The 24,084-nt window shown below is 72.7% G+C and carries 19 protein-coding genes; 12 read left to right on the forward strand and 7 right to left on the reverse strand.

All coding sequences use genetic code 11. The features are described 5' to 3' along the window. Positions 1 to 50 precede the first annotated feature (50 nt). The 3 genes from AC4BDD_RS17195 to AC4BDD_RS17205 all read left to right on the forward strand — a co-directional run bounded on the left by AC4BDD_RS17195 (position 51) and on the right by AC4BDD_RS17205 (position 5,629). Positions 51 to 1,916, forward strand: a complete 1,866-nt coding sequence (locus AC4BDD_RS17195) for a serine/threonine-protein kinase (protein WP_490686324.1) — start codon at positions 51 to 53, stop codon at positions 1,914 to 1,916. Between the two features lie 113 nt (positions 1,917 to 2,029). Then, positions 2,030 to 3,679, forward strand: a complete 1,650-nt coding sequence (locus tag AC4BDD_RS17200; protein ID WP_490686325.1) for a succinic semialdehyde dehydrogenase — start codon at positions 2,030 to 2,032, stop codon at positions 3,677 to 3,679. Positions 3,680 to 3,754: 75 nt separating this feature from the next. Further along, positions 3,755 to 5,629 (forward strand): GMC family oxidoreductase N-terminal domain-containing protein, encoded by a 1,875-nt coding sequence (locus tag AC4BDD_RS17205; protein ID WP_490686326.1) that lies wholly within the window; start codon positions 3,755 to 3,757, stop codon positions 5,627 to 5,629. A gap of 184 nt (positions 5,630 to 5,813) precedes the next feature. Here AC4BDD_RS17205 and AC4BDD_RS17210 read toward each other — a convergent pair whose 3' ends face one another. After that, positions 5,814 to 6,827 carry an LAETG motif-containing sortase-dependent surface protein gene (locus tag AC4BDD_RS17210; RefSeq protein ID WP_490686327.1) on the reverse strand — a complete coding sequence of 338 codons (1,014 nt, stop codon included), beginning with the start codon at positions 6,825 to 6,827 and terminating at the stop codon, positions 5,814 to 5,816. A 651-nt stretch (positions 6,828 to 7,478) separates the two neighbouring features. Continuing rightward, on the reverse strand, positions 7,479 to 7,739 hold the full coding sequence (locus AC4BDD_RS17215) for a chorismate mutase (protein WP_490686328.1): 261 nt from the start codon (positions 7,737 to 7,739) through the stop codon (positions 7,479 to 7,481). Positions 7,740 to 8,044: 305 nt separating this feature from the next. Here AC4BDD_RS17215 and guaA point away from each other — a divergent pair, with 305 nt between their 5' ends. From guaA to AC4BDD_RS17235, 4 genes are all read left to right on the forward strand, one after another. Next, positions 8,045 to 9,631 (forward strand): glutamine-hydrolyzing GMP synthase, encoded by a 1,587-nt coding sequence (gene guaA, locus AC4BDD_RS17220; RefSeq protein ID WP_490686329.1) that lies wholly within the window; start codon positions 8,045 to 8,047, stop codon positions 9,629 to 9,631. 245 nt (positions 9,632 to 9,876) lie between these two features. Next, the gene (locus AC4BDD_RS17225; RefSeq protein WP_490686330.1) at positions 9,877 to 10,656 is read left to right on the forward strand and encodes a class II aldolase/adducin family protein; all 780 of its coding nucleotides are present in this window, start codon (positions 9,877 to 9,879) and stop codon (positions 10,654 to 10,656) included. 837 nt (positions 10,657 to 11,493) lie between these two features. Then, positions 11,494 to 12,837, forward strand: coding sequence for a hypothetical protein (locus AC4BDD_RS17230; protein ID WP_490686331.1), 1,344 nt, complete (start codon positions 11,494 to 11,496; stop codon positions 12,835 to 12,837). 333 nt (positions 12,838 to 13,170) lie between these two features. Next, on the forward strand, positions 13,171 to 13,683 hold the full coding sequence (locus AC4BDD_RS17235; protein WP_490691811.1) for a DoxX family protein: 513 nt from the start codon (positions 13,171 to 13,173) through the stop codon (positions 13,681 to 13,683). A 217-nt stretch (positions 13,684 to 13,900) separates the two neighbouring features. Here AC4BDD_RS17235 and AC4BDD_RS17240 read toward each other — a convergent pair whose 3' ends face one another. Together AC4BDD_RS17240 and AC4BDD_RS17245 are read right to left on the reverse strand one after the other, a co-directional pair. After that, positions 13,901 to 14,152, reverse strand: coding sequence for a hypothetical protein (locus tag AC4BDD_RS17240; RefSeq protein ID WP_490686332.1), 252 nt, complete (start codon positions 14,150 to 14,152; stop codon positions 13,901 to 13,903). Then, positions 14,149 to 15,513: a PspC domain-containing protein gene (locus tag AC4BDD_RS17245; RefSeq protein ID WP_490686333.1), complete on the reverse strand. Its 1,365-nt coding sequence runs from the start codon at positions 15,511 to 15,513 to the stop codon at positions 14,149 to 14,151. Before AC4BDD_RS17245 ends, AC4BDD_RS17240 begins: the two co-directional genes overlap by 4 nt. Before the next feature lie 106 nt (positions 15,514 to 15,619). Here AC4BDD_RS17245 and AC4BDD_RS17250 point away from each other — a divergent pair, with 106 nt between their 5' ends. The 4 genes from AC4BDD_RS17250 to AC4BDD_RS17265 are packed head-to-tail and all read left to right on the forward strand — an operon-like array spanning position 15,620 to position 19,899. Continuing rightward, positions 15,620 to 17,353, forward strand: a complete 1,734-nt coding sequence (locus tag AC4BDD_RS17250; RefSeq protein WP_490686334.1) for a serine/threonine-protein kinase — start codon at positions 15,620 to 15,622, stop codon at positions 17,351 to 17,353. A 43-nt stretch (positions 17,354 to 17,396) separates the two neighbouring features. After that, positions 17,397 to 18,710 (forward strand): PspC domain-containing protein, encoded by a 1,314-nt coding sequence (locus AC4BDD_RS17255; protein ID WP_490686335.1) that lies wholly within the window; start codon positions 17,397 to 17,399, stop codon positions 18,708 to 18,710. Further along, on the forward strand, positions 18,707 to 19,450 hold the full coding sequence (locus AC4BDD_RS17260; RefSeq protein ID WP_490686336.1) for a LuxR C-terminal-related transcriptional regulator: 744 nt from the start codon (positions 18,707 to 18,709) through the stop codon (positions 19,448 to 19,450). The genes AC4BDD_RS17255 and AC4BDD_RS17260 overlap by 4 nt, the downstream gene beginning before the upstream one ends. A gap of 5 nt (positions 19,451 to 19,455) precedes the next feature. Then, entirely contained in the window at positions 19,456 to 19,899 is a 444-nt protein-coding gene (locus AC4BDD_RS17265; protein WP_490686337.1) for an NUDIX hydrolase, read from the forward strand. Between the two features lie 72 nt (positions 19,900 to 19,971). On the opposite strand, the gene AC4BDD_RS17270 is transcribed toward AC4BDD_RS17265, so the two are convergent. Both AC4BDD_RS17270 and AC4BDD_RS17275 read right to left on the reverse strand, forming a co-directional pair. After that, positions 19,972 to 20,661, reverse strand: coding sequence for a lipoprotein (locus AC4BDD_RS17270; RefSeq protein ID WP_490686338.1), 690 nt, complete (start codon positions 20,659 to 20,661; stop codon positions 19,972 to 19,974). 131 nt (positions 20,662 to 20,792) lie between these two features. After that, entirely contained in the window at positions 20,793 to 22,013 is a 1,221-nt protein-coding gene (locus AC4BDD_RS17275; RefSeq protein ID WP_490686339.1) for a C40 family peptidase, read from the reverse strand. A 262-nt stretch (positions 22,014 to 22,275) separates the two neighbouring features. On the opposite strand from AC4BDD_RS17275, the gene AC4BDD_RS17280 reads away from it, so the two are divergent. Beyond that, a complete protein-coding gene (locus tag AC4BDD_RS17280; RefSeq protein WP_490686340.1) occupies positions 22,276 to 22,629 on the forward strand; it encodes a hypothetical protein in 354 nt (117 codons plus the stop codon). A 75-nt stretch (positions 22,630 to 22,704) separates the two neighbouring features. On the opposite strand, the gene AC4BDD_RS17285 is transcribed toward AC4BDD_RS17280, so the two are convergent. Next, complete coding sequence (locus AC4BDD_RS17285; RefSeq protein WP_490686341.1) at positions 22,705 to 23,874, reverse strand: C40 family peptidase; 1,170 nt, start codon at positions 23,872 to 23,874, stop codon at positions 22,705 to 22,707. Between the last annotated feature and the right edge of the window lie 210 nt (positions 23,875 to 24,084).

Genomic DNA, 24,084 nt, shown 5'->3' on the forward strand with positions numbered 1-24,084 from the left:
CTGGGCCCTTGAGTGGCGGGCGGTGGCTCACGCCAGGTAATGATGGAGCCATGACGAACCACGGGGGACGGGCGGACGAGCCCACCAGTTACGGGCTCCAGCCGGCTCAGCCGGCCGCCGGGCCCGACCCGGCCGATGTGACGGCCTCGATCCCGTCGCAGGGCGGCTACGAGCCGACGCAGATGTCCGCCGCACCCGGGCCCGCAGGGCAGCCCGGACACGCCGGGTACGGCGCGTCCGACCCTCGCGAAGGCAACGCCGGACCCGCTCCCACCCCCGCCTCCGTGCGCGCTACCGCCCGCGCCGCGGCCGCGCGGGAGCCGGGCTCCGGGCGGCTGGTGGGCGGTCGTTACCGGCTGATCTCCCGGCTCGGACACGGCGGCATGGGCACCGTGTGGAAGGCGCACGACCAGGTCGTCGACCGCGAGGTCGCGGTCAAGGAGCCGCGCCTTCCGGAGCACCTGCCGGAGCGGGAGCGGCAGACCGTCTACCAGCGCATGCAGCGCGAGGCGCGGGCCGCGGCCCGGATCGACCATCCCTCGGTGGTCTCGGTGCACGACGTGGTGGTCGAGGACGGCCGCCCGTGGATCGTGATGGAGCTGGTGCGCGGCCACTCGCTCAGCGACCGGCTGGCCGAGGGCACGCTCGACCCGCGCGAGGCGGCCCGGATCGGCCTGGCCGTGCTGGGTGCACTGACCGCCGCTCACGAGGCAGGGGTGCTGCACCGCGACGTCAAGCCGGACAACGTGCTGCTCGGCCGTGGGGGTACTCCCCCTGGCTTCGCCGGGGGCACCCCCACCCAGGACGAAGTCTTGGGGGGAGACCGGGTGGTGCTCACCGACTTCGGGATCGCCCAGGTCGAGGGCGAGCAGGGGCTCACCGAGACCGGCGGGTTCGTCGGCTCGCCGGAATTCATCGCCCCGGAGCGGGTGCTGGGCCAGCGCCCCGGACCGGAGTCGGACCTGTGGTCGCTGGGCGTGGTGCTGTACGCGGCGGTCGAGGGCATGTCGCCGTTCCGCCGCTCGCACACCCCCGCCACCCTCCAGGCGATCCTGTCGGCCGAACCGCAGACGCCGGCCCGTGCCACGGGCGAGCTGGGCACCGTCACGATGCGGCTGCTCAGCAAGGAGCCGGCGGCGCGCCCGTCGGCGGCCGAGGTGCGCCAGGCGCTGGAGAGGGCGGCCCGCCCGCCGCAGCCCGCGGCGACGATGATGGCCACCCGGGCGTACGGCGCCGGCGAGGTCGCGGGGGCCGGCGCGGCCACCGGCGGCAGCCGCTTCGTCCCGCCGATCCTGCACAAGAACCGCAAGGCGCAGCTGGGGCTGGGCGCCGGGGTGCTGGCGGTGGCGGCGGCGCTGGTGCTGGCCCTTGCCAATCCCTTCGCGAGCGAGCCGGCGATGCCCGACGGCTGGACGGTGCGCGAGGACCCGGAGCTGCTCGCGGCGTCCATGGCCGTACCGGAGGACTACCGGCGCGTCGTCGACGACGAGGACGACAGCGACGGCGACACCGGCGTCAGCTTCAATGACCCCAGCGATGTCTTCACCATCTCCCTGTGGCGGCAGGAGGAGACGGACGAGCCCTACGCGCGGTCGGTGGACGGCGCCGCCAGGACGCTCGCCGACTACTACACCAGCGACGACGCCTACAACATGGACGACGCGAAGCCGGGCAAGCCGGTGAAGTCGACCCAGCAGGGCAAGGAAGCGCGGGATCTGACCACCAGCTACCTGGAGAGCGGCGACGACGAGGACGACCCCCGCTACGTCAACCGCGACCACGTCTATATGAACAAGGACAAGACCGTCTGGATCCTGACGGTCACCATGCCCGCCGAGGGCGACGCCCGGACCACGGGCGATCAGCTGTTCGAGGACGTCGTCAGGAACCTGAAGATCGACGAAGACCAGCTCTGACCTGTGCGGACAGGGGTGGGGTGGTGATCCATGCCAGCGAACACTGGCATGGATCCGGAAAAGTTGTTACCGCTGGGTACCCAAAGGCCTCGCCTCGTCATACCCTCACCCGCATGACGGACTCCAGGGACCCGCAGGACACCGGCACCGCGACCGCCACCGCATCCGCCACCGAAGCGCCCACCGGCGGGAACCCGGTCGCCGCCCCCGGCACCCGCACCGCCGCCGACGTCATCACCCCGGTGCTGGTCGCCCGGCTCACCCGGGGGCTCGTCGGCCAGGGCACCACCGCCGGTCACGCCCCCTTCACCGGGGAGAAGCTGGCCGACCTGCCCGAGTCCACCCCGGAGGACGTCGAGACCGCCTTCACCCGGGCCCGGGACGCCCAGCCGGCCTGGGCCGCCACCTCGGTGCGCCGCCGCGCCGCCGTGCTGCTGCGCTTCCACGACCTGCTGCTCCAGCGGCAGCCTGAGATCCTCGACCTCATCCAACTGGAGACCGGAAAGACCCGGCTGCACGCGCACGAGGAGATCCAGGCCGTCGCGCTCGCCGCCCGGCACTACGGCCGCAAGGCCCCCGCCTATCTGCGGCCCAAGGGTCACCTGGGCGCCGTCCCGACGCTCACCAAGGTCACCGAGGTGCGCCAGCCGCGCGGCGTCGTCGGCCAGATCGCGCCCTGGAACTACCCGCTGGAACTCTCCGTCGGCGACGCCCTGCCTGCCCTCGTGGCCGGCAACGCCCTCGTCATGAAGCCCGACACCCAGACCGCGCTGACCGCCCTGTGGGCGCGCGACCTGCTGATCGAGGCCGGGCTGCCCGCCGAGGTGTGGCAGGTGGTGATCGGGGACGGACCGGTCGTCGGTCCCGCCGTCGTCGAGCGCGCCGACTACGTCTCCTTCACCGGCTCCACCCGCACCGGACGTGAGGTCGCCCAGCGCGCCGCCGCCCGGCTGGTGGGCTGCACCCTCGAACTCGGCGGCAAGAACGCCATGCTGGTGCTGCGCGACGCCGACCTGGACAAGGCGGCCGAGGGCGCGGTCCGCGGCTGCTTCTCCTCCGCCGGCCAGCTGTGCATCTCCATCGAGCGGCTGTACGTCCATGCCTCGGTGGCCGACGACTTCCTGGCCCGCTTCGCCGCCCGCACCAAGGCGATGCGGCTGGGCAACGCCCTCGCCTACGGCGCCGAGATGGGCTCGCTGGTCTCCGCCCGCCAGCTGGAGACCGTCACCCGCCATGTGGACGAGGCCGTCGCCAAGGGCGCCACGGTCGTCGCGGGCGGCCGGGCCCGCCCCGACATCGGCCCGCTCTTCTACGAGCCGACCATCCTGGACGGGGTGGAGGCCCCGATGGCGGTGTGCTCCGAGGAGACCTTCGGCCCGGTGGTGTCGATTTATCGCTTCACCGACGAGGACGAGGCGGTGGCGCTCGCCAACGACACCCCCTTCGGCCTCAACTCCAGCGTCTGGACCAGCGACACCCGCCGCGGCCGGGCCATCGCCGCCCGGCTGCGCACCGGCACGGTCAACGTCAACGAGGCCTTCTCGCCCGCCTACGCCAGCGTCCGCGCGCCGATGGGCGGCATGGGCGACTCCGGGCTCGGCCGCCGCCACGGCTCGGAGGGCATCCTCAAGTTCACCGAGGCGCAGACCATCGCCCAGCAGCGACTGCTGCCGCTGGCCCCGGCGTTCGGCCTGGACGACGAGAAGTACGCCCGCCTGATGACCACGGGCCTGCGCGCCATGAAGGCGCTGCGGCTGCGCTGACCCGCGCCGCCGCGCCCTTCGCAACCTGGACCCGGTCCGCGCCTGGTGGACCTGCACTGCCCGACGGAGGTACCTGTGACACAGGACGCGTGCGCGCCCACCGAGCCAACCGGGTCCACCGAGCCCACCGAGCCCGCTGAGGCCACCGAGTACGACTACGACGTCCTCGTCATCGGCTCCGGCTTCGGCGGCTCCGTATCGGCTCTGCGGCTCACCGAGAAGGGCTACCGGGTCGGTGTGCTGGAAGCGGGCCGCCGCTACACCCGCGCCACCCTGCCCAAGAACTCCTGGGACCTGCGCAACTACCTGTGGGCGCCCGCCATCGGCCTCTACGGCATCCAGCGCATCCACGTGCTGGGCAAGGTGATGGTGCTGGCCGGGGCCGGGGTGGGCGGCGGCTCCCTCAACTACGCCAACACGCTGTACGTGCCGCCCGCCCCCTTCTTCCAGGATCCGCAGTGGGGCCACATCACCGACTGGCAGGAGGAGCTGCGGCCGTACTACGAGCAGGCCCAGCGGATGCTCGGGGTCCGGCTCAACAAGACGATGACCCCCTCCGACGTCCACCTCAAGGACGCCGCCGAGCGGATGGGCGTCGGCGACAGCTTCCACATGGCCCCGGTGGGGGTGTTCTTCGGGGACGGCGACGACGCCGGCGGGCAGGCGCGGGCCAAGCCCGGTGAGGCGGTCGCCGACCCCTACTTCGGCGGTGTGGGCCCGTCCCGCACGGCGTGCACCGAGTGCGGTGAGTGCATGACCGGCTGCCGCCACGGTGCCAAGAACACCCTCAACGAGAACTACCTGCACCTCGCGGAGCGGGCCGGTGCCGAGGTGTACCCGATGACCACCGCGGTCGCCGTCACCGAGGACGACGCCGGTGGCTTCCGGGTCCTGACCGTCCCCACCGACCGGCGGCGCAAGGGCCCGCGGACGACCATCCGCGCCCGGCGAGTGGTGATCGCCGCCGGCACGTACGGCACCCAGACCCTGCTGCACCGGATGCGGGACAGCGGCCTGCTGCCCCGGATATCCGCGAAGCTCGGCGAGCTGACCCGCACCAACTCCGAGGCGCTGGTGGGCGCCCAGACCACCGACCGGCGCTACCGCAAGACCGGCCGGACGGGGTCGGCTCCCGGCGCCGGTCGGGGGAAGGCCGACTTCAGCAAGGGGGTGGCGATCACCTCGTCCATCCACCCCAACGACACCACGCACATCGAGCCGGTCCGCTACGGCAAGGGCTCCAACGCGATGGCTCCGCTGTCCATCCTGCAGATCCCGTACGGCGGGAAGGCGCCCCGCTGGCTGCGGTACCTCGGCGCGAACCTGCGGCACCCCACCCACGCCGTCCGGATGTTCAACTACCGCCGCTGGTCCGAGCGCACCATCATCGGGCTCGTCATGCAGACCCACGACAACTCGCTGACCACCTACCGCAAGCCCAAGGGCCTGGGAAAGGGGCTGCTCACCGCGCGGCAGGGGCACGGCACCCCCAACCCGGACCACATCCCCGAGGGCGCCGAGGCCGCACGGCTGATCGCCGACTCGATCAACGGCATCCCGGGCAGCAATCTCGGCGAGCTGATGGGCACCCCACTGACCGCGCACTTCCTCGGCGGCTGCCCGATCGGCGAGGACCCCGAGCACGGCGTCATCGACCCCTACCACCGGCTGTTCGGCCATCCCGGGATCTCGGTGGTGGACGGGGCCGCGGTCTCCGCGAACCTGGGCGTGAACCCTTCGCTGACCATCACCGCCCAGGCGGAGCGGGCGATGTCGCTGTGGCCGAACAAGGGCGAGCCGGACCCGCGCCCCGAGCAGGGCCGGCCCTACCAGCGCCTCACGCCGGTCGCCCCGCACCACCCGGCCGTCCCGGCAGACGCCTTCGCCGCCCTGCGCCTGCCGCTGCTCCCGATCCCGACAGTGCCGAAATCCAGCCCGTCCAAGGACTGAGCCCGTCCGAGGGCTGAGGCAAGCGCCGGACGGGCGGGAAAATCCAGCCCGTCCTGGGGGTCCCCCCGGACGAAGTCTGGGGGAGATTGAGGACCGGGGCTCGGGGCGGAGCCCCAACGCGACCACCCGCACTGGCGGACAGCCGCGCCGGGCCACTCCTCAACGACCCCCGTCCGGGAGGTCGTTACGCGGCCGCCCCATCCGTACGGCGACGCCGCACGACAAACACCGCACCGGCACCCGCGACCACCGCGACGCCACCGATCATGGCGATCGTCGGCAGCATGGAGGAGGAACCGGTCTGGGCCAGCTCGCCGGTGACCGGCAACTCGTCCAGGTCGCCCTGCGGCTTGGGCAGGTTCTTGCCGCCCTTGCCCGGCTTGCCCTCGGAGTCCTCCACCGGGCCCGGCTTGCTGCCCGCGACCAGCACGTCGAACTCGTAGTCCAGGGCCTCGGAGAAGCCGCAGACGTCGTCCTCGTTGTGGTACGCGCCGATGGACATGGCGAAGCCGTAGCTGCCCGGGGTCCTGGCGTCGACCTTCAGCCGCAGCTTGGCGTCCGCGTACTCGTCCGGCCCCAGGTCGGCGATGGTGGTGATGTACCCGGCTTCCTTGTCGAGCGTCTTCCAGACGCCGTCCGCCTGGTCGTACCACTGGAGGGTGAGGTACTTCGAGACGTCCGAGATGTCGTCCTTGGAGATGGCGCCGACGCCGACGAACTCGTCGACCTCCTTCATCGCGCGGTCGGAGGTGTTGATCGTGCGGAAGGTGAAGTTCACCCAGCCCGAACCGGCCACGACCTTGCTCGGCAGCCCGCGCAGTTCGGTGCGGACCGCGGCCTCCTCGGACTCCTCCTCGCAGATGGGGTCCTCGTCGTCATCCCCCGGCGTCGTCTCCGTCGCGGTCGGGGTCGGGGTCGGCGTGGTGGGCGCGGGGGTGGTGGGGGTCTGGGTCGGCGTCGTCGGGGTCGGCGTCGGCGTGGCGGTGGTCGGGCTCGGCGCGGGTGTGGTGGCCGGCGCGGTCGGCTGCTCCGTCGTCGCGCTCGGCGTCGGGGCCGGCGGCTCGGTCGTCGGGTCGACGGTGGCGGACGGAGTCGGCTCCGGCGTGGAATCGGCGTACGCGGCCGGAGCCGCGAGAAGCGCGGCGGGGGCGATCGCGGCGGCGGCTGCGGCGGTCGCCAGGGCGCGGCGAAGCTTCATGAAGACCTCTTCTGGGTCCGTACGCGCTGCTGTGCGCAGGCGGTGACTGGAGAAGGCCGACGCGGTGGGGGCGCGGAATGGCCGTGCGTTTGCACGTACATGACCAGCACTGCCAGAAAAAGGTTGCTCACACAACGGTCACACTGTGAAGTGATCTGGATCACCGAAAGCCGGTATCGGGAAGACTTCGGTCTTCGACCGAACCGGACCTGACCGCACCGGATACGGTCGGCCCCAGGCGTCCCATGGGGCCGACCGTCCTTTGGGTGATGACCGGGCTGCTGTCCCCTGCTGACCGGTCACCGCGCCGAAACGAGGTCCCACGACGCGCACCGCCTGAATCACCGCAGGCGTCGCGTCTCATCGCTTCGGCGAATCTAGCCACGCGTGGATCTTCCGGGCCGCTCCTGGCTGGTTCGGCGCGGACACCGGGACCAACGAGGCGTCCGAGCCGCCGGTCACGCGCCGTACGGGTGATGACCACCGAACATCCGGACGCGGCCGCGCCTGCCGCCGGCTGGCGCGGCCGGGTGGTGATGGCGCGGTCCGCCGGGCCCGGGCCTGGGCGGCGCGACGGGACGGTCCGCCGGGACCCGGGCCAGGGCGGCGCGATCGGGAAGGTCCGCAGCACCCGGCGAGGAGCGGTCGCGGTCAGACGCGGCCCCGGCACAGCTCCAGCAGCGTCATCGCCAGTGCGGTGCCCGGCCTGCCGAGCTCGTCGCGGTAGCGGCCGAGGATCTCCATCTCGCGGGACAGGTCGAGCCGGCGCCCGCCGGTGGCGATCCGGTCCCGCTGGATGCCGTCCGAGACGGCCATCCGTTCCTGGACCAGGGTGATGATCCGCCGGTCCAGATCGTCGATACCGGCCCGCCCCGCCCTGTTCGCGATCTCGGTGCTGGTGCCCTTGCTCACGTGAATCGGTCTCCTTGGGAATTCTCGGATTCTCGGATGCGTGGATGCGCGGATTTCTGGATCTCGCATCCCGATCCCGGGGACCCAAGCCGTCGGACCGGAAACACACAGGCGCCCCGGGCCTTGTCGGCCCGGGGCGCCTGGGAAGTCGCTGTTCAGTGGATCAAGCAGCACGACCATGGCAGCCGGACGGGCCGGTGCCATAGGTAAAGACGAAGGTCAGCTGCTTGGACATGGCCCACAGTATGGGCCCGTTAGAATCGAAAGTCCAACCCCTTAAGTTCCACCGCCGGAAGGCCGCCGAAGTGCCATCAGCGTCCCCAGCTGCCGCCCCCGACACCGTTCTGGTCGTCGACTTCGGCGCGCAGTACGCACAGCTCATCGCCCGCCGAGTCCGCGAGGCGCGCGTCTACAGCGAGATCGTCCCCTCGACCATGCCGGTCGCGGAGATGCTCGCCAAGAACCCGAAGGCGATCATCCTCTCCGGCGGACCCTCCTCGGTGTACGCCGAGGGTGCGCCGACTCTCGACCGCTCGATCTTCGAGGCCGGGGTGCCGATCTTCGGCATGTGCTACGGCTTCCAGCTCATGGCCACCACCCTCGGTGGCAAGGTCGACAACACCGGTGCCCGGGAGTACGGCCGTACGCCGCTGACCGTCTCCAAGCCCGGCTCGACCCTGTTCGAGGGCACCCCGACCGAGCAGACCGTGTGGATGTCGCACGGCGACGCCTGCTCCGCCGCCCCCGAGGGCTTCACCGTCACCGCCTCCACCGACCTGGTGCCGGTCGCCGCCTTCGAGAACGACGAGAAGAAGCTCTACGGCGTCCAGCACCACCCCGAGGTGATGCACTCCACGCACGGCCAGCAGGTCCTGGAGCACTTCCTCTACCGCGGCGCGGGCATCGAGCCGTCCTGGACCACCGGCAACGTGATCGAGGAGCAGGTCGCCGCCATCCGCGAGCTGGTCGGCACCAAGCACGCCATCTGCGGCCTGTCCGGCGGCGTGGACTCCGCGGTCGCCGCGGCCCTCGTCCAGAAGGCCATCGGCTCCCAGCTGACCTGCGTGTACGTCGACCACGGCCTGATGCGCAAGGGCGAGACCGAGCAGGTCGAGAAGGACTTCGTCGCCGCCACCGGGGTCGACCTGAAGGTCGTCGACGCCCAGGAGCGCTTCCTCACCGCCCTCGCCGGGGTCTCCGACCCCGAGGAGAAGCGGAAGATCATCGGCCGCGAGTTCATCCGGGTCTTCGAGCAGGCCCAGGCCGAGATCATCGCCGAGGCGGGCACCGGGGCCGAGGCCGTCGAGTTCCTCGTCCAGGGCACCCTCTACCCGGACGTCGTCGAGTCCGGCGGCGGCACCGGCACCGCCAACATCAAGTCCCACCACAACGTCGGCGGCCTCCCCGAGGACCTGGAGTTCAAGCTCATCGAGCCGCTCCGCAAGCTGTTCAAGGACGAGGTCCGGATGGTCGGCCAGGAGCTCGGCCTCCCCGAGGAGATCGTCCAGCGCCAGCCCTTCCCGGGCCCGGGCCTGGGCATCCGCATCGTCGGCGAGGTCACCAAGGAGCGCCTGGACCTGCTCCGCGAGGCGGACGCCATCGCCCGCGAGGAGCTGACCGCGGCCGGGCTGGACCGCGAGATCTGGCAGTGCCCGGTGGTCCTCCTGGCCGACGTCCGCAGCGTCGGCGTGCAGGGCGACGGCCGCACCTACGGCCACCCGATCGTGCTGCGCCCGGTCTCCTCCGAGGACGCCATGACGGCGGACTGGTCGCGCCTGCCGTACGACGTGCTGTCGCGCATCTCGACCCGGATCACCAACGAGGTCGACGAGGTGAACCGCGTGGTGCTGGACATCACCAGCAAGCCGCCGGGCACCATCGAGTGGGAGTGACCCCACCCCGCGCCCTGGTCTGAAGACCGCCGTCGACGCCGCCGCCCGCTCCCGCCGGGCGGCGGCGTCGACGTCTTTCCGGCTTCTCCCAGGACGTTTCCGGAACGCCTTCCGGGACGTTTCCGGAACGCCTTCCGGGACGCTTCCGGGGCGTTTTCCGGGGCGGATCGCGCACGACCCTGTGCTCCCGCGCCGCCTGGCGATAGCTTCCGCTTCGAGCCCCAGGGACGTCAGGAGCCACCGTCATGCCCGAGCCGATACCCGTCGACCAGCTGCGCTTCGCGATGCCGCCCCAGCACGACACCGTCGAGGCCGAGCGCCGTCACCGCCAGGAGCGGCTGGCGGCCGCGCTCAGACTCTTCGGCCGGTACGGCTTCGAGGAGGGCGTCGCGGGCCAGATCACCGTTCGCGACCCGGAGTTCACCGACTGCTTCTGGGTCAACCCCTTCGGCATGCCCTTCCGGCAGGTCACCGTGAGCGATCTGATCCTGGTGAATCAGCGCGGTCAGGTCGTGGAGGGGCGGTACCACGTCAACCAGGCGGCGTTCGTGATTCACTCGCACGTGCATCAAGCGCGACCAGGTGTGGTGGCCGTCGCGCACAGCCACTCGCTGCACGGCCGGGCCCTGTCCGCACTCGGCCGGCCGCTGGCGCCGATCACCCAGGACGTGTGCGCTTTCTTCGAGGATCACGCCCTCTACGACCGCTACACCTCAGTGGTCGTGGACGAGGACGAGGCGCGCGCGATCGCGGCCGCCCTCGGCCCGCACAAGGCCATCATCCTGCGCAATCACGGTCTGCTGACGGTCGGCGACTCGGTGGACGCGGCCGCCTGGTGGTTCATCGCGATGGAACGCTCGTGCCAGGTGCAGCTGGCGGCCGAGGCGGCCGGGCAGCCGGTGCTCATCGACCCCGAGAGCGCCGCCGAGACCCGCGACCAGCTCGGAAACGATCTCGTCGCGTGGATCAACTACCAGTCGCTGTACCAGGAGATCACGCGGAGCGAACCCGATCTTCTGACCTGACAGTGCCGTCGAGTACGGCACAATTCCACCCCGAAGCTCGACAGTTGGGAGAGCCCCGTGGCGGTGGACCAGACGAAGGACGCCACGTCCGGTGGCGCGCGCCCGCCGGGGCAGCGGCGCGGCCAGGGCGCCGGCCTCGACGGCGGCGGGGACGCCGCCCGGGAGGCCGGCGGGGACGTCGGCAGGGGCGCCGGTGCGGACGTCGGCAGGGGCCGGGGCCCCGTCCGGGGTCAGGACCTCAGCCGAGGCCAGGACGTCGTCCGGGAACCGGCCCACGACGCCGGCCGGCAGCCCGGTGCCGCCTCCGCCTCCACCCACTCCGCGGCGGACCCGGAGCCGGCAGCCCCGGCGCCGACGGGCACGAAGCCGTCGAGCCCCCACTCCCCAACGAGCCCCTCGCGGGCGGGCGCGTCGGGTACGGGGGCGTCGGGGGCAGGTGCGTCGCGGACGGGCGCGCCATCGCCGGACCCGTCGCGGACGAGCGCCTCTCGGACGGGCGGTTCCCCGACGGGCGCCTCGCGCGGCGGCGCGGGCTCGGGCGGCGGTACGGGCTCGGGTGGCGGCGCGGGCTCCGGCGGCGCCCCGGGCTCGGGACGGGGCGGCGTCGGGCGGGCGGTGCCCCGGCCGACGTATCCGCCGCCGCCCCCGGTGCCGCCGATCGCGCCGCCCGCCGGCCGCCCCGGCCGGGCGCACTCCGGACGCTCCACATCGCCCCCGGCGCCCAGGCCCGCCCCGGAGCCCGCGCAGCCCGCACAGTCGCCACGTTCCGCCCACCCACCGCGCCCCGGCACGACGGGTGGGCCGCCGCGCGCCGGTGCGGACCACGAAGCGCAGGCGGTGCACGCCGAAACCCTCCCCGTCCGCTCCGTACATCCCACTGCCCCCCGTCCCGCCGTTCCCCGCCCTGCCGTCCCCGGCACCACCCCCGCCCCCACAGCCGCGCCCGCACCCCGCGCCCCCTCCTCGCACGCGGACTGCGGCTGCCCGCAGGGGGCGCGCGAGGCCCACCGCCGGGCGGTCGCCGAGTTCGCCGCCCTGCGCGACCGACTCGCGGCCGGTCAGGGCCTGCCCGCCGCGCTCGCCCACTCGGCGGGGGCGTCCCGGCAGTGGGTGTCGGACGAGCTGACCCAGGCCGCCCGGGCCGTCGCGGAGCGCGGCCGGGAGGCCAGCGAGGCGTGGCTGTCCCAGGTCTGGCGGCGCATGGTCGCCGTGGTGTGGGCGGCGGTCGGCGCACTGCTGATCACCCAACTGGTCACGGCACTGGCCGCGAACGGCTGGACCGTCGCCCGTACCGCCGCGCTGCTCGCGGCCCTCGGCACCGGTGTGCTGCTCACCGCCGCGGCCTGGCTGCACCGGGCGCGCGGCGGGCTGCTCGCGCCGCTCATCGGCGAGGACAACCGGCTGTCCACCTCGCGCACCGTCGCCGCCGGATGGGTGCTGTTCGCCGGGTACACCGTGCTGATGCTCACCGTGGAGCGGGTGGCGCGGGCGGACGGCCCGCCGTCCGGTGGGCTGGGCCTGGGACGCTCCGCCGCCGCCCTCACCGTGCTCGGGCTGAGCTGCGCGGTGGCGGTGCTGGCCCGGCTGGTCGTGGCCAACCGGGTGCGCGCCCAGCGGGCACAGAAGGTGCGGGCCGAACGCCCGCGCCCCGCCGACCTGCTGACCGACGACGCCGGGCGCGGCAGCTTCACCGAAGCGCAGTACGTGCTGCTGAACGCGGCCGTCGCGGTCTTCGCCTGCGTCACCCTGGCCCGTGAGCCGCACCGGCTGCCCGCCCTGCCGTGGGGCATCGCGGTGCTGGTGGCGGTGTCCGCCGTGACCTGCCTGGCCGGGAAGTACGCCGAGGCCGGGCGGCCCACGGTGCTGTCGGTCGTGCGGGTCCGGGAGGCGGGTGACCTGGACGGGCCGATCCGCATCGGCGACGACATCGAGATCAGGGGCAGCGGCTTCGTCCCGCCGGGCGCGCTGGACCCGGACCGGCTGACCCGCACCGTGGTGCGGATCGGCACCGTCCATGTGCACGTCCCGCTGGTGCCGGTCGCCGGTGGCTTCACCAACCCGGCGGATACCGTGCTGACCGTCCCCGTCCCAGCGGAGGTGGAACCCGGCCGGGCGGATGTCCAGGTCATCACCGCCTCAGGGGCGGAGAGCAACCGCTATCCCATCGACGTCCTCGACTGACCGGTCCGCCCAAGCGCCACCGACCGCACCGTCTCGGCTTGAACCATCCGCCGCCGCGACCCGTATGCATGGTGAGGGCGCGACGAGAGGCGGATGGGCCAGATGACACGCGAACACCAGACGAACGGGCCGGGCGGGAGCCACCTCGAGGACCAGGCCGACCACAGAGGCCAGGCGGACGGCCCGGACCGGAACAACTCGCACCAGCAGGCCGGCTCGCACCGGGCGGATCGGTCGCATCGCCTGGGACGCACCCGCCGCGCGGGCCGCGCGGGCGACACCGGCCACGCCGACCACTCCGCTCACGCCGACCATTCCGGGCGCGGGGGCCGGCTGGGCCTCGCCGCCGGTCTCGCGGGGCACGACTGGCGCTCCTCCGCCACCCGCTACGCCCTGCTGCCGCTGCGCGTCTTCCTCGGCGTCACCTTCGTCTACGCCGGTCTCGACAAACTCACCACCTCCGGTTTCTTCGCTTCCTCGGGCACCGATTCGATCGGCGAGATGATGCGGTCGGTGCGCGACGTCTCTGCCGTGCCGTGGCTGGTCGACCTGGCGCTGAAGGCCCCCGCGGGCTTCGGCTATGCCATCGCCATCGGTGAGGTGGCGGTCGGCCTGGGCACGCTGTTCGGCGTCCTGGCCCGGCTCGCGGCGCTCGGCGGGGCGCTGATCTCGCTGAGCCTGTGGCTCACCGTCAGCTGGCAGACCGAGCCGTACTACTACGGCAACGACCTGGCCTATCTGATGGCCTGGCTCCCGCTGATCCTGGGGGGCGCCCCGGTGCTGTCGGCGGACGCGGAACTCTCCCGCCGGCGCCGCGCACGGCACAATCCCCGCCCCGCCGACTGACCCGGTGGCCATGGACGGTGGCCAGCCGGCCTGCTGCCGCCCTGCCGCCGCCCGCTGGTCACCAGGACCCCATCGACCGACCCCGCCGCCCGTGACTGACCGGGGCCCATCGGCCGCCCCCGCCGCTCGCCGAGCCACCGGGTTCCCTTGGCTGCCCTGCCCTGCCCTGCCCTGTCCTGCCCCGCCCCGCGCTCGCCGAGCCACCGCCCCGAGCTCCTCAGTGCGCCGTCGCGTCCACGTCGGGGTGAGGCGGTGCCGCGGACTCGGTGCGCCGGGTCCGGCGGCGGCGCGCGACATACGCGAGCACCGAGACCGCACCGGCCAGACACAGCCCACCCACGATGACCGGGACGACCACGAACGCGGGTATGTGCCATCTTCCTGCCGCGTCCATGCTGTAGAGCAGGCAGGCGCTCAGCACCGCGAGTCCCGCGACGAGCTTGCCGGGTTCGAACGCGTGTCGTCTCATGGGCGGGTCACCTCCACTTGGCCCACTCCGACCTCCAAGTCCAGTTCCAACGTGCCTCGGGCGGGCTGCCCGCCCATCGGCTCCAGGGTCAGGGTCCGGTCCCGCAGCGGGGATATGTCGACGTCGTCCTCGTTCTCCCCGGGGAGCTGGATGTCTCCGAGACCGACCTCGATGTCGAGCTTGACTCGAACATCGCGCGGCACGGTCACCGCCAGCCGCCCCGCTCCGACCTCCGCCCGGGTGTGCACGGTCTGGCCCCGGTCCAGCCGGATGTCCGCCAGCTCCAGCTTTCCGACACCACTGCCCAACTCGTAGGAGGACCGCACCTGCGCCGCCGCGGCCGGCTCCCAGGTGCGCCGCTTCCAGTCCGCGGTGACCGACTTCGGCAGCGCCGCCGCGGCCGCCAGCAGCCCGGCGGTCAGCACCACGGCGACGATGGTGCCCGCTCCGGTGCGTCCGTAGACGCTGCTGATCAGCAGCCCGAGTCCGAAGACGCCCAGCGCGGCGGCGAACCCGATCTCCAGGCTGGTGCCCAGCGGTCGGCTGTGCCAGGACGCGCCGATCCCGACGGCGGCCGCGAGGACGGCCAGCAGAAAGGTCCAGCCGCCGATCGAGGTCCGCTCCCGGACTCGGCGGGAGCGGCCCGCGGTCGCCCCGCGCGCGAGATGTGAGCCGTGGGCCCGCTCGTCGGGGCTGTCGGGGCCATCGTCCGGACCCCACAGATACCCCGTGCCGACATGCCCGGTCGTGCCGTCCTTGACGATCGGGTCCCGCCACCAGGAGGGGCCGCCACGGGCCGGTGGCGCCTGTGCCTCCGGCGGCGCCCCCTCGTATCCCTTGCCGCGGGCGGCCGGACCGCTTCCGCCGGCGGCTGGGGCGGCAGCCCCGGCGGCGGGGGCAGCGGCGCCGGCCGCGGCGTGGGCCGCCGTGTCCGCCGCGCCCTCGCCGCGCTCCGCCTGGCGGCGGCGGGACCAGTACGCCGTCCCGGCCGCGGCGAGCGACAGCATGAAGGAGAAGGCGACGACACCGTCCTTGTTGAGCATGGACAGGAAAAGCCCGCAGCCCACCAGCGCGCACAGCACCGCGGTCAGCGCGGGGCCCTCGACACGCCCGGACAGCAGCTTGCGGCCCTCGTTCTCCTCCTCGCCGTACGCCGGGACCAGCAGCCAGCAGAAGCCGTAGACGATCAGACCGACACCGCCGGTGACCGCGAGCACGGACAGCACCACGCGGAAGATGACCGGGTCCATGTCGCAGTACCGGCCGAGCCCGGCGCACACGCCGCCGACCACCCGGTGCTCACGGCTGCGGCGCAGCGGCAAGCCCTCCTGTGTGCCCACAACGGGCTGTGCATCGGTCATGCGTCCATGGTGACAAGCCGTCCCGACCTGCGATATCCGGTTCGACCCTGGACCTTCCCTGAGATCGACCCCGAGTCCGCTGCGGCTATCGTGTCGTGTCGAACACATGCGGGGCTGGCCGGAGGGGTGCGCGGTGTCGGACGAGGGGCGGCTGATCGCCGGACGGTACCGATTGGTGGAGCAGATCGGCCGCGGTGGCATGGGCACGGTGTGGCGTTCGGAGGACGAACTGCTCGGCCGTCAGGTCGCCGTCAAACAGCTGCACATCTCACATCACCTGTCCGACGACGAGCTGGCCACCCTCCACGAGCGCACTCGTCGCGAGGCGCGCAGCGCGGCCCGGATCACCCACCCCAATGTGGTCGTGGTGCACGATGTCGTCGACCACGGCGGGCTGCCGTGCATCGTCATGGAGTACGTGCCGTCCACCACCCTCGCCGATGTGCTCAAGGACGACGGCACGGTCTCGCCCGCCGAGGCGGCCCGGATCGGCCGCGGGATGATCGCGGCACTGCGTGCCGCGCACGCCGCGGGGGTGCTGCACCGCGATGTGAAGCCCGGCAACGTGCTGCTGGGCCGGGCGGACGAGGCTGATGGCCCTGGTGGCGGGCGGGTCGTCCTCACCGACTTCGGCATCGCCATGGCGACTGGCACCTCCACCCTCACCAAGGCCGGTGAAGTGGTCGGCTCCATCGACTACATCGCCCCGGAGCGCGTCAAGGGACGGAAGCCCGGGCCCGCCTCCGACCTGTGGGCGCTCGGGGCGACGCTCTATCAGGCGCTGGAGGGGCGGCCTCCGTTCCGTCGGGCCACCGCGATGGAGACCGCGTACGCCATCGCCATGGACCCGCTGGAGCCGATACGGAACGCCGGTCCACTGACCGGTCTTGTCGAGGCGCTGCTGGCCAAGGACCCCGAAGAGCGTCCATCGCTGGAGGAAGTGGAACGCGCGCTGCGGCGTCCGGCCGCGGAGGCCGAGACGACCCTGCTCCGCTCGCCGTTCGCTCCGACGAGCCCCAGCGGCTCCACCGCCACCACCGCGCCTGCCCCATCTGCCGCAGCTGCCCCGTCTGTCGCGTCTGCCGCATCGGCGCCCGGCCAGAGTCCGGCGCCGACCGCTTCCACCGCTCCCACGGTTCCGGTACCGGCGCCCCCTAAGGGTGGCCGGCCGCGCCGCCGCACCGCACTGCTGAGCGCACTGGCCGTCATGGTGGTCGCACTGGTCGCGGCCGGCGGCGTCTATCTGCTCTCCCGCGACGACGACGGGGGTACGACGCAGTCGGAGAGCGAGGGCAAGCACAGCCCCGGACCGACCAAGGACGACTCCACTCCGGACTCGTCCCGGCACACCCCGCCGCCCGTCCCCGAGGGCTACCACCTCCAGTACGAGCAGCAGTTCGATGTCTCGGTGCCCGTGCCCAACCACTGGACCCGCGAGGTGACGTCGTCCCGGGAGGTGAAGTACATCGACCCCAGCGGCAAGGTCGGCATCCGTTTCGACGTCCTGGACTTCGCGAGCCCCGACCCCCTCGAACACCTCCAGCAGGTGGAGAGGCAGTTCAAGGCCGGTGTGAAGGACTATTACCAGCGGCGGATGCAGCGGACGAAGTTCCGTGGTCAGGAAGCGGCGGTGTGGGAGATGAGCTGGCAGGGCGCGGCGCGGGAGTGGTACGCCATCGACCTGTGCTGGGGCCGCAAGGGTGAGAAGGAGTACGCCCTCTACCTCTCGGCGCCCAGAGCCGACTGGGACCGGTATCTGACCGTCTTCAACCAGGTCAGGGACGGACTGGCGCTGCCCGGGGACGCCCCTCGTGCCGCCTCCGGGTCCGGTCAGGGGTGATCCCTGATGTCCCGGAGCCGCTGATCGTGTGACGATCGGGTCCATGGCAGCCACCACGCCGCGTGCCGGGTCGCATTCCGCCCCGCCGCCTGACCTCGCCGAGCCGCCCCTCCGCAAGCTGTACCGCAGCGCGGAGGGGCGGATGCTCGGTGGCGTCGCGCGCGGCCTGGCCGGGCACCTGGGGCTGCCGGTCTCCTGGGTCCGGATCATCTTCGCGTCGCTGTTCATGGCCGAGGGCTTCGGAGCCCTGGTCTACGCGCTGTTCTGGTTCGTGGTGCCGCTGGGCGTCGGCGGCGTCGACACCGAGCGGCCGGCCCCCGTCAGCACCACGCCCGGCCCCGACGGCAGACGCCGTGTCTTCGCCCGCAGGCCCGACAAGGGCCAGGTCGTCGCCCTGATCGCGCTGATAGTCGGCGCCGGCATCTTCGTGGAGAGCTTCCAGCTCGGCCGGGCCAACACCTACATCTGGCCGCTGCTGCTGATCGGCGCGGGTGTGGCCCTGGTCTGGCGCCAGGCGGACAACGCGCGCCGCGCCCAGTGGGTGGAGCTCAGCCGCAGCAAGCGGGTGCTGCCGGTGGCCCGGGTGGCGGCCGGAGTGGCGCTGGTGGGCGCCGGGGTGACCGGCATCGTCGTCATCCAGGGCTCGGCCAAGCACCTGGGGGCGGTCCTCCAGGCCACGCTGGCGGTGATCGTCGGAGTCGCGCTGCTGGCCGGCCCGTATCTGGTCCGCATGATGCAGGACCTGTCGGCGGAGCGGCTGATGCGCATCCGCGCCCAGGAACGTGCCGAAGTCGCCGCGCATGTCCATGACTCCGTGCTGCACACCCTCACCCTGATACAGCGCCGCGCCGACGACCCCCGTGAGGTCGCCCGGCTGGCGCGGGCCCAGGAGCGGGAGCTGCGCGCCTGGCTGTACAAGCCGGAAGGCACCGGCAAGGACGAGGCCGAGACGGACGTGCCGGACACCCTGGCCGAGGCGGTGCGCCGCACCGCGGCAGAGGTGGAGGACTACCACGGCGTGCCGATCGAGGTGGTGGTCGTCGGCGACTGCCTCGTCGACGAGCGGCTCGGCGCCCAACTCCAGGCCGCGCGCGAGGCGATGGTCAACGCCGCCAAGTACGGTGGCGAGGGTGGCCCCGTCCAGGTGTACGCGGAGGTCGAGGGGCGTACGGTCTTCGTCTCGGTGCGGGACCGGGGCCCGGGCTTCGACCTGGAGTCGGTGCCGGACGACCGGATGGGCGTACGCGAATCGATCATCGGCCGGATGCAGCGCAACGGCGGTACGGCTCGCCTGCGGTCCGCACCCGAGGGGGGAACCGAAGTGGAGCTGGAGATGGAGAGGGCGGACGAGGCATGACGGAGCAGCAGGGACCGGGGGCGGAGCCCGAGGCGCCGGACAGGAAGCCGGGGGCGGCCGCGGCGGCCGGCGGGCCGGGGCGCCAGGTGCGGGTCGTGCTCGTCGACGACCACCGGATGTTCCGCACCGGGGTCCAGGCCGAGATCGGCGAGACGGACCGCACCGGTGTGCGGGTGGTCGGTGAGGCGGCCGACGTCGACCAGGCCGTCTCCGTCATCAGCACCACCCGGCCGGAGGTCGTCCTGCTCGACGTCCATCTGCCCGGCGGTGGCGGGGTCGAGGTGCTGCGCCGCAGCAGCGCGCTGATGGCCGACCCGGAGCAGCCGGTCCGCTTCCTCGCGCTGTCGGTGTCGGATGCCGCCGAGGACGTCATCGGCGTCATCCGGGGCGGTGCGCGCGGCTATGTCACCAAGACCATCACCGGCACCGACCTGGTGGACGCGATCTACCGGGTCCGTGAGGGCGACGCCGTCTTCTCCCCGCGGCTGGCCGGCTTCGTCCTGGACGCCTTCGCCTCCACCGACGCCCCGCCGGTCGACGAGGACCTGGACCGGCTCACCCAGCGGGAGCGGGAGGTGCTGCGGCTGATCGCCCGCGGATACGCCTACAAGGAGATCGCCAAGCAGCTGTTCATCTCGGTGAAGACGGTGGAGAGCCATGTCTCGGCGGTGCTGCGGAAGCTCCAGCTGTCCAACCGCCACGAGCTGACGCGCTGGGCCACCGCCCGGCGCCTGATCTGAGCGGCATGGAGGCGGCGGAGGGCATACGCCGGCGGGTCTCCGCGTACGCGCTGGCCACGGACGCCTCCGGCGGCGAGCGGCGGATCCTGCTCGCCCGCCTGTCGGACGCCTCGCCGGTCTTCGCTCCCGGCCTGTGGCACCTGCCTGGCGGCGGCATCGACCCGGGTGAGCAGCCGGGGGACGCCCTGACGCGCGAGCTGGAGGAGGAGACCGGTCTGAAGCCGCGCGACGCGCGGCTGGTGGCGGCCCGCAGCTATTCGGCCCAGCGGCTGGGGGTGGCGTGGCACCTGGTCGCCCTCTTCTACGAGGTCGACCTGGTGCCTGGCCGTCCGCTGGTCGCCGAGGCGGACGGCTCCACGGCCGAGGTGGCCTGGCTGCCGGTCTCCGAGCTGCGGGAGTGCGAGCTGTCCCCGGCGGCGGCGGACGGCCTGCGGATGATCGGCGGCTGACGGCCCGCCTCCAGATGATCGGGCAGGGTCCGGCCGGGCAGACCGGCCGGACCCGGAGCCCGACTTCGGGCGTCAGGCGCCGGACGGCGCCAGGGTCTGCTTGGCGAGCTCGAACGCCGGCAGCATCTCCTCGTGCTCCTCGCTGTCGAGGCCGCCCAGGTGCAGCAGCACGGCGCCCTTCGCGGTCATCACGGCGAGCGCGCGCTCCTTCTTGGACTCTTCCATGAGCTTGTTGTACGTGGTGTAGGTGACCTCGGTGGCCTTCATCCCACCGACCGTGACCGCGCGGTACTTCTCGCCGCTGGCCTTGTCCCCTCCGCCGGCGAGGAAGCCTTCGAGCACCTTCCGGGCGTCGCCGCCGCCGGCCGTCTTCTCACCGGTCCAGACCCGCAGGAAGCCGATGTTCCCGGCGGGCTTGGCGTCGATCTCGCAGACCATGTGGACCTCGCCCTGGTCGAGGAGTCCGTTGAGGGCCTCCGCGAGCTCCTTGTCCTTGGTGTCCTCGGCCGTGGCCGGCGTGGTGGCCTTCGGCTTCCAGCCCTTGGCGAGGTCGAAGGTGACGGGCAGCGGGCAGGCCGTCCCCTTGTCCCCGATCTTCTTGCCGGAGGAGGAGGCAGCGTGCGAGCCCTTGTCGCTCTTCTGGCCGCCCTTGCCCTTGCTGTCGTCCGCGTCGTCGCCGGTCAGCATCGAGCAGGCGCTGAGCGCTCCGATCATCATCGTCGCGATCGCCGCGCCCACCACTGCTCTGCCAGATCTCCGCATGTCGGCGTTCCCCACCCTGTGCCTGTGGTTCGAAAAATTCGCCGAAGCATATACCGGCGGGGACGGCCCGGACGATCCTGGCTTCCATCGTGATCTCGCAGGTCAGCAAGGTGGTCACGGCGGTGCGGCGGCTATGCCGGGCGGACCGCGCCCGCGAACGGCATGTGGTCGATCGGCGCGATCCGCACCGGGGCGCCCGGGTGGGGGGCGTGGATCATCCGGCCACCGCCGATGTAGAGCCCCACATGGCTCACACCGGAGTAGAAGAAGACCAGGTCGCCGGGGGCGAGCTGGGAGCGGGTGATGCGTTTCCCCGCCCCGATCTGGGTGTAGGTGGTGCGTGGCAGGGCGACGCCCGCCGCCCGCCACGCCGCCTGGGTGAGCCCGGAGCAGTCGTAGCCGGTGGGACCGGTCGCACCCCAGACGTACGGCTTGCCGATCGCCTCGTACGCGTAACTGACGGCCAGCGCGGCACGGCTTGAGGGAGCCGGGGTCAGCGGGAGGGAGAGGCCGGCATCCGGGGACTCGGAGGACGCCCGGGAGCGCGAGGTGTGTGGGGCGCCGGAGGAGCCACCGGCGCGCCGCCCCACCGCCTCCGCCGACCCGCCCGAGCCGTCCGCCTGCCTTCCGCCGTCCGCTTGCTTGCCGCCGTTCGCGCCGCCGCTCTTGTCGCTGCCCGCGTGGCCCTCGCCGCCGGTGCCGCCGTCCGCCGACGCCCGGTGCCGCTGCTCGGCGGTGAGGCGGTCCAGCAGCCGGTCGGCGGCGGCCAGCTTGGCCTCGACGGTGCGCTTGTGACGGGCGAGCGCGCCGCGGGAACGGTTCAGCTCCTCCAGCCTGCCGCCCGCCTCCGTGCGCACCTGCGCCAGCCCCCTTATCTGCCGGACGATGCGGGCCACCGCCGACGCCTGTCGATCGGCCGCGTGGTCGGCGGCCCCGGCGGCGGCGAGATACCTCTCCGGCGAGGAGTCCATGGCGAGCCGCAGCGAGGGGGCCACGGCGCCGGAACGGTACTGCGCGGTGGCGTACGACCCCAGCGCGTTGCGGGCGGTGTTGAGCCGGGAGGTCTTCCGGGCGGCCTCATCGCGCAGCTCCTCGTACGAGGACCGGGCGGCCTCCGCCCGTTCCCGGGCGCCGTTGTACCGCTCGGCGGCCTGTTCGGCCTGCTGGTGGTACTCCGCGACCTTCGACTTCACCTGGGCGGGGGTGGGCCTGGGCTCGGCGGCGTGCCCGGTGCTCTCGAACGCGGTGGCGGCGGTCGCCGCTCCCGCCAGCGCGATGGTCGCGGCGGTGCGGGCGGAACGGCTGGAACCGCCGGTGAACGGGCGCTGCTTGGGCTTCCGGTGCGAGGCCACAGCGGTGGGTCACTTCCTTCCGGTGACGCGGCGGCGGCCCGTACGGGGGGAGCGGGCCGCCGCCTGGCAGAGGAAGCTAGACCGGCACATCGGGCAGAGGTTGCGGGAAGGTCGGGAATGACCGGTTTCGGTGGTCGGGGGACCGGTGGTGACCGTTCCGCCGACGGGGAGTCGAAGGGATTCCGGGCGGCTGTGACCGAAGCGGCGATTGCCGCATACCCGGCCGCCGATCCCTGCTAAGGGCCGGGCTACGCTCCGGGCCATGGACGCAACGATTCACGTCTTCGTCGGGCTGCACATCATCGGCATCGCCGCGCTGCTGGGCGGCTTCCTCACCCAGACGAAGGTCATGGGGGCCGGCGAGGCACGGATGTCGCCGGCGATGCTGCACGGCGCGCTGACCATGCTGGTGACGGGCGTGGCCCTGGTGGGCCTCAACCAGGCCGACGACAACAGCCTGAACAACGTCAAGCTCGCCGTGAAGATGGCGGTGCTGGTGGTGATACTCGGGCTGGTCTACGTGAAGCGGGACGAGGAGAAGCTGCCCCCGGCCCTCTTCGGCGCGGTCGGCACGCTGACCACTGCCAACATCTTCATCGCGGTGCTCTGGACCTGAGCCGGGCACCACCGCTGACCTGAGCCGGGCCGCCTGTCGAGCCGGGCACCACCGCTGACCTGAGCCGGACACCCCCTAGGCCGGGCGCACACTCCCGTAGATCGGCATCTCCGTGATCGGCGCGATCTTGACGGTGTCGCCCGGCTTCGGCGCGTGGATCATCATCCCGTCGCCGATGTAGAGCCCCACATGGCTGATGTCGTCGTAGAAGAAGACCAGGTCACCGGGGTGCAGGTCGGCCGTCGCGACGCGCGTGCCGACCTTGACCTGATCCCAGGTGGTGCGGGGCAGCGAGACCCCCGCCGCCTTCCAGGCGGCCTGCGTCAGGCCGGAGCAGTCGTAGGAGTTCGGCCCGGTGGCGCCCCAGACGTAGGGCTTGCCGATCTGGGCGCGGGCGAAGGCGACGGCCTTCTCGGCCTTGGTGGAGTCGGTGGGCGGCGTGGTGGAGTCGCCGGGATCGGTGGTCCCGCCGTCGTTCCCGTCCTCCTGCCGCTGCCGCTCCTCCTCCTGCCGCTGTCGCTCCGCCTCGCGCTGCTTGCGCGCCAGCTCCTCCGCCTTGCGCCGCGCCTCCGCTTCCTTCTTCCGCTCGATCGCCGCCAGCCGCGCCTTCTCCTCGGCGGTCAGCTGTGACAGCAGGGTGCGCGCCTCGGCCAGCTTGGTCTGGACGGACTCCTTCTTCTGCCGGAGCCGCCGCTGCGATTCGGCCAGCTCGGTCAGGCTGGAGGTGGCTTTGGTCCGCTGCCGCAGGGCCTGGGCCTGCTGGGTGCGGAACTCGTCCAGCGCGTCCTTCTGCCGGCCGCTGAGCCGGTCCAGCAGGTGGTCGGTGTCGAAGTAGTCCTGCGGCTCGTCGGCGAGGAGCAGGTGCGCGGTGCCCTCCATCCCGCCGTGCCGGTACTGGGCGGCGGCGTAGGCGCCGAGGGTGCGCCGCGCCTCGTTCATCTTCTGGGTGCGCTTGGCGGCGTCCTCCAGCAGGCGGTCCACCTTGGCGCGCTGCTCGGCGGCGGCCTCCTTGGCGGCGTCGTACTCCTGAGTGGCGGTGCCCGCCTCCCGGTAGAGCTTGTCGACCCGCTGCTTCACCTCCTCGATCGACGGCTTCGGCGCGCCGGGCGCGGCGTTCGCGGTCTGCGTCAGGAGGGTGACCGAGGCCAGTGCGGCGGTCGTGACGCCCACGGCGGTGCGGCGGCCGGCGGAGGACGACTCGAGTATTCGGGCCGTGGACGGGCGGGGCTTACGGTGTGACGCCACTTACAGGCGCTCCTTCCGTGGTCCGCCTACCGGGTCGGCGGTGCGGAGGGCGGGCCGTGCCGGCTCTGTCGCCGACGGGGGTCGGGCCGCTTGGGCGAGCACGCTAGCCAACGGGCGGGGCGCCTGTGAAGGCTGGTGTTCGATTTGCCCGAAACCGTTTCGTGACATTCGGGTGTGGGCTGTCAGTGCCTCCGCCTAGACTCGGTGGGC

Source organism: Streptomyces sp. JLBT605, assembly GCF_058215555.1.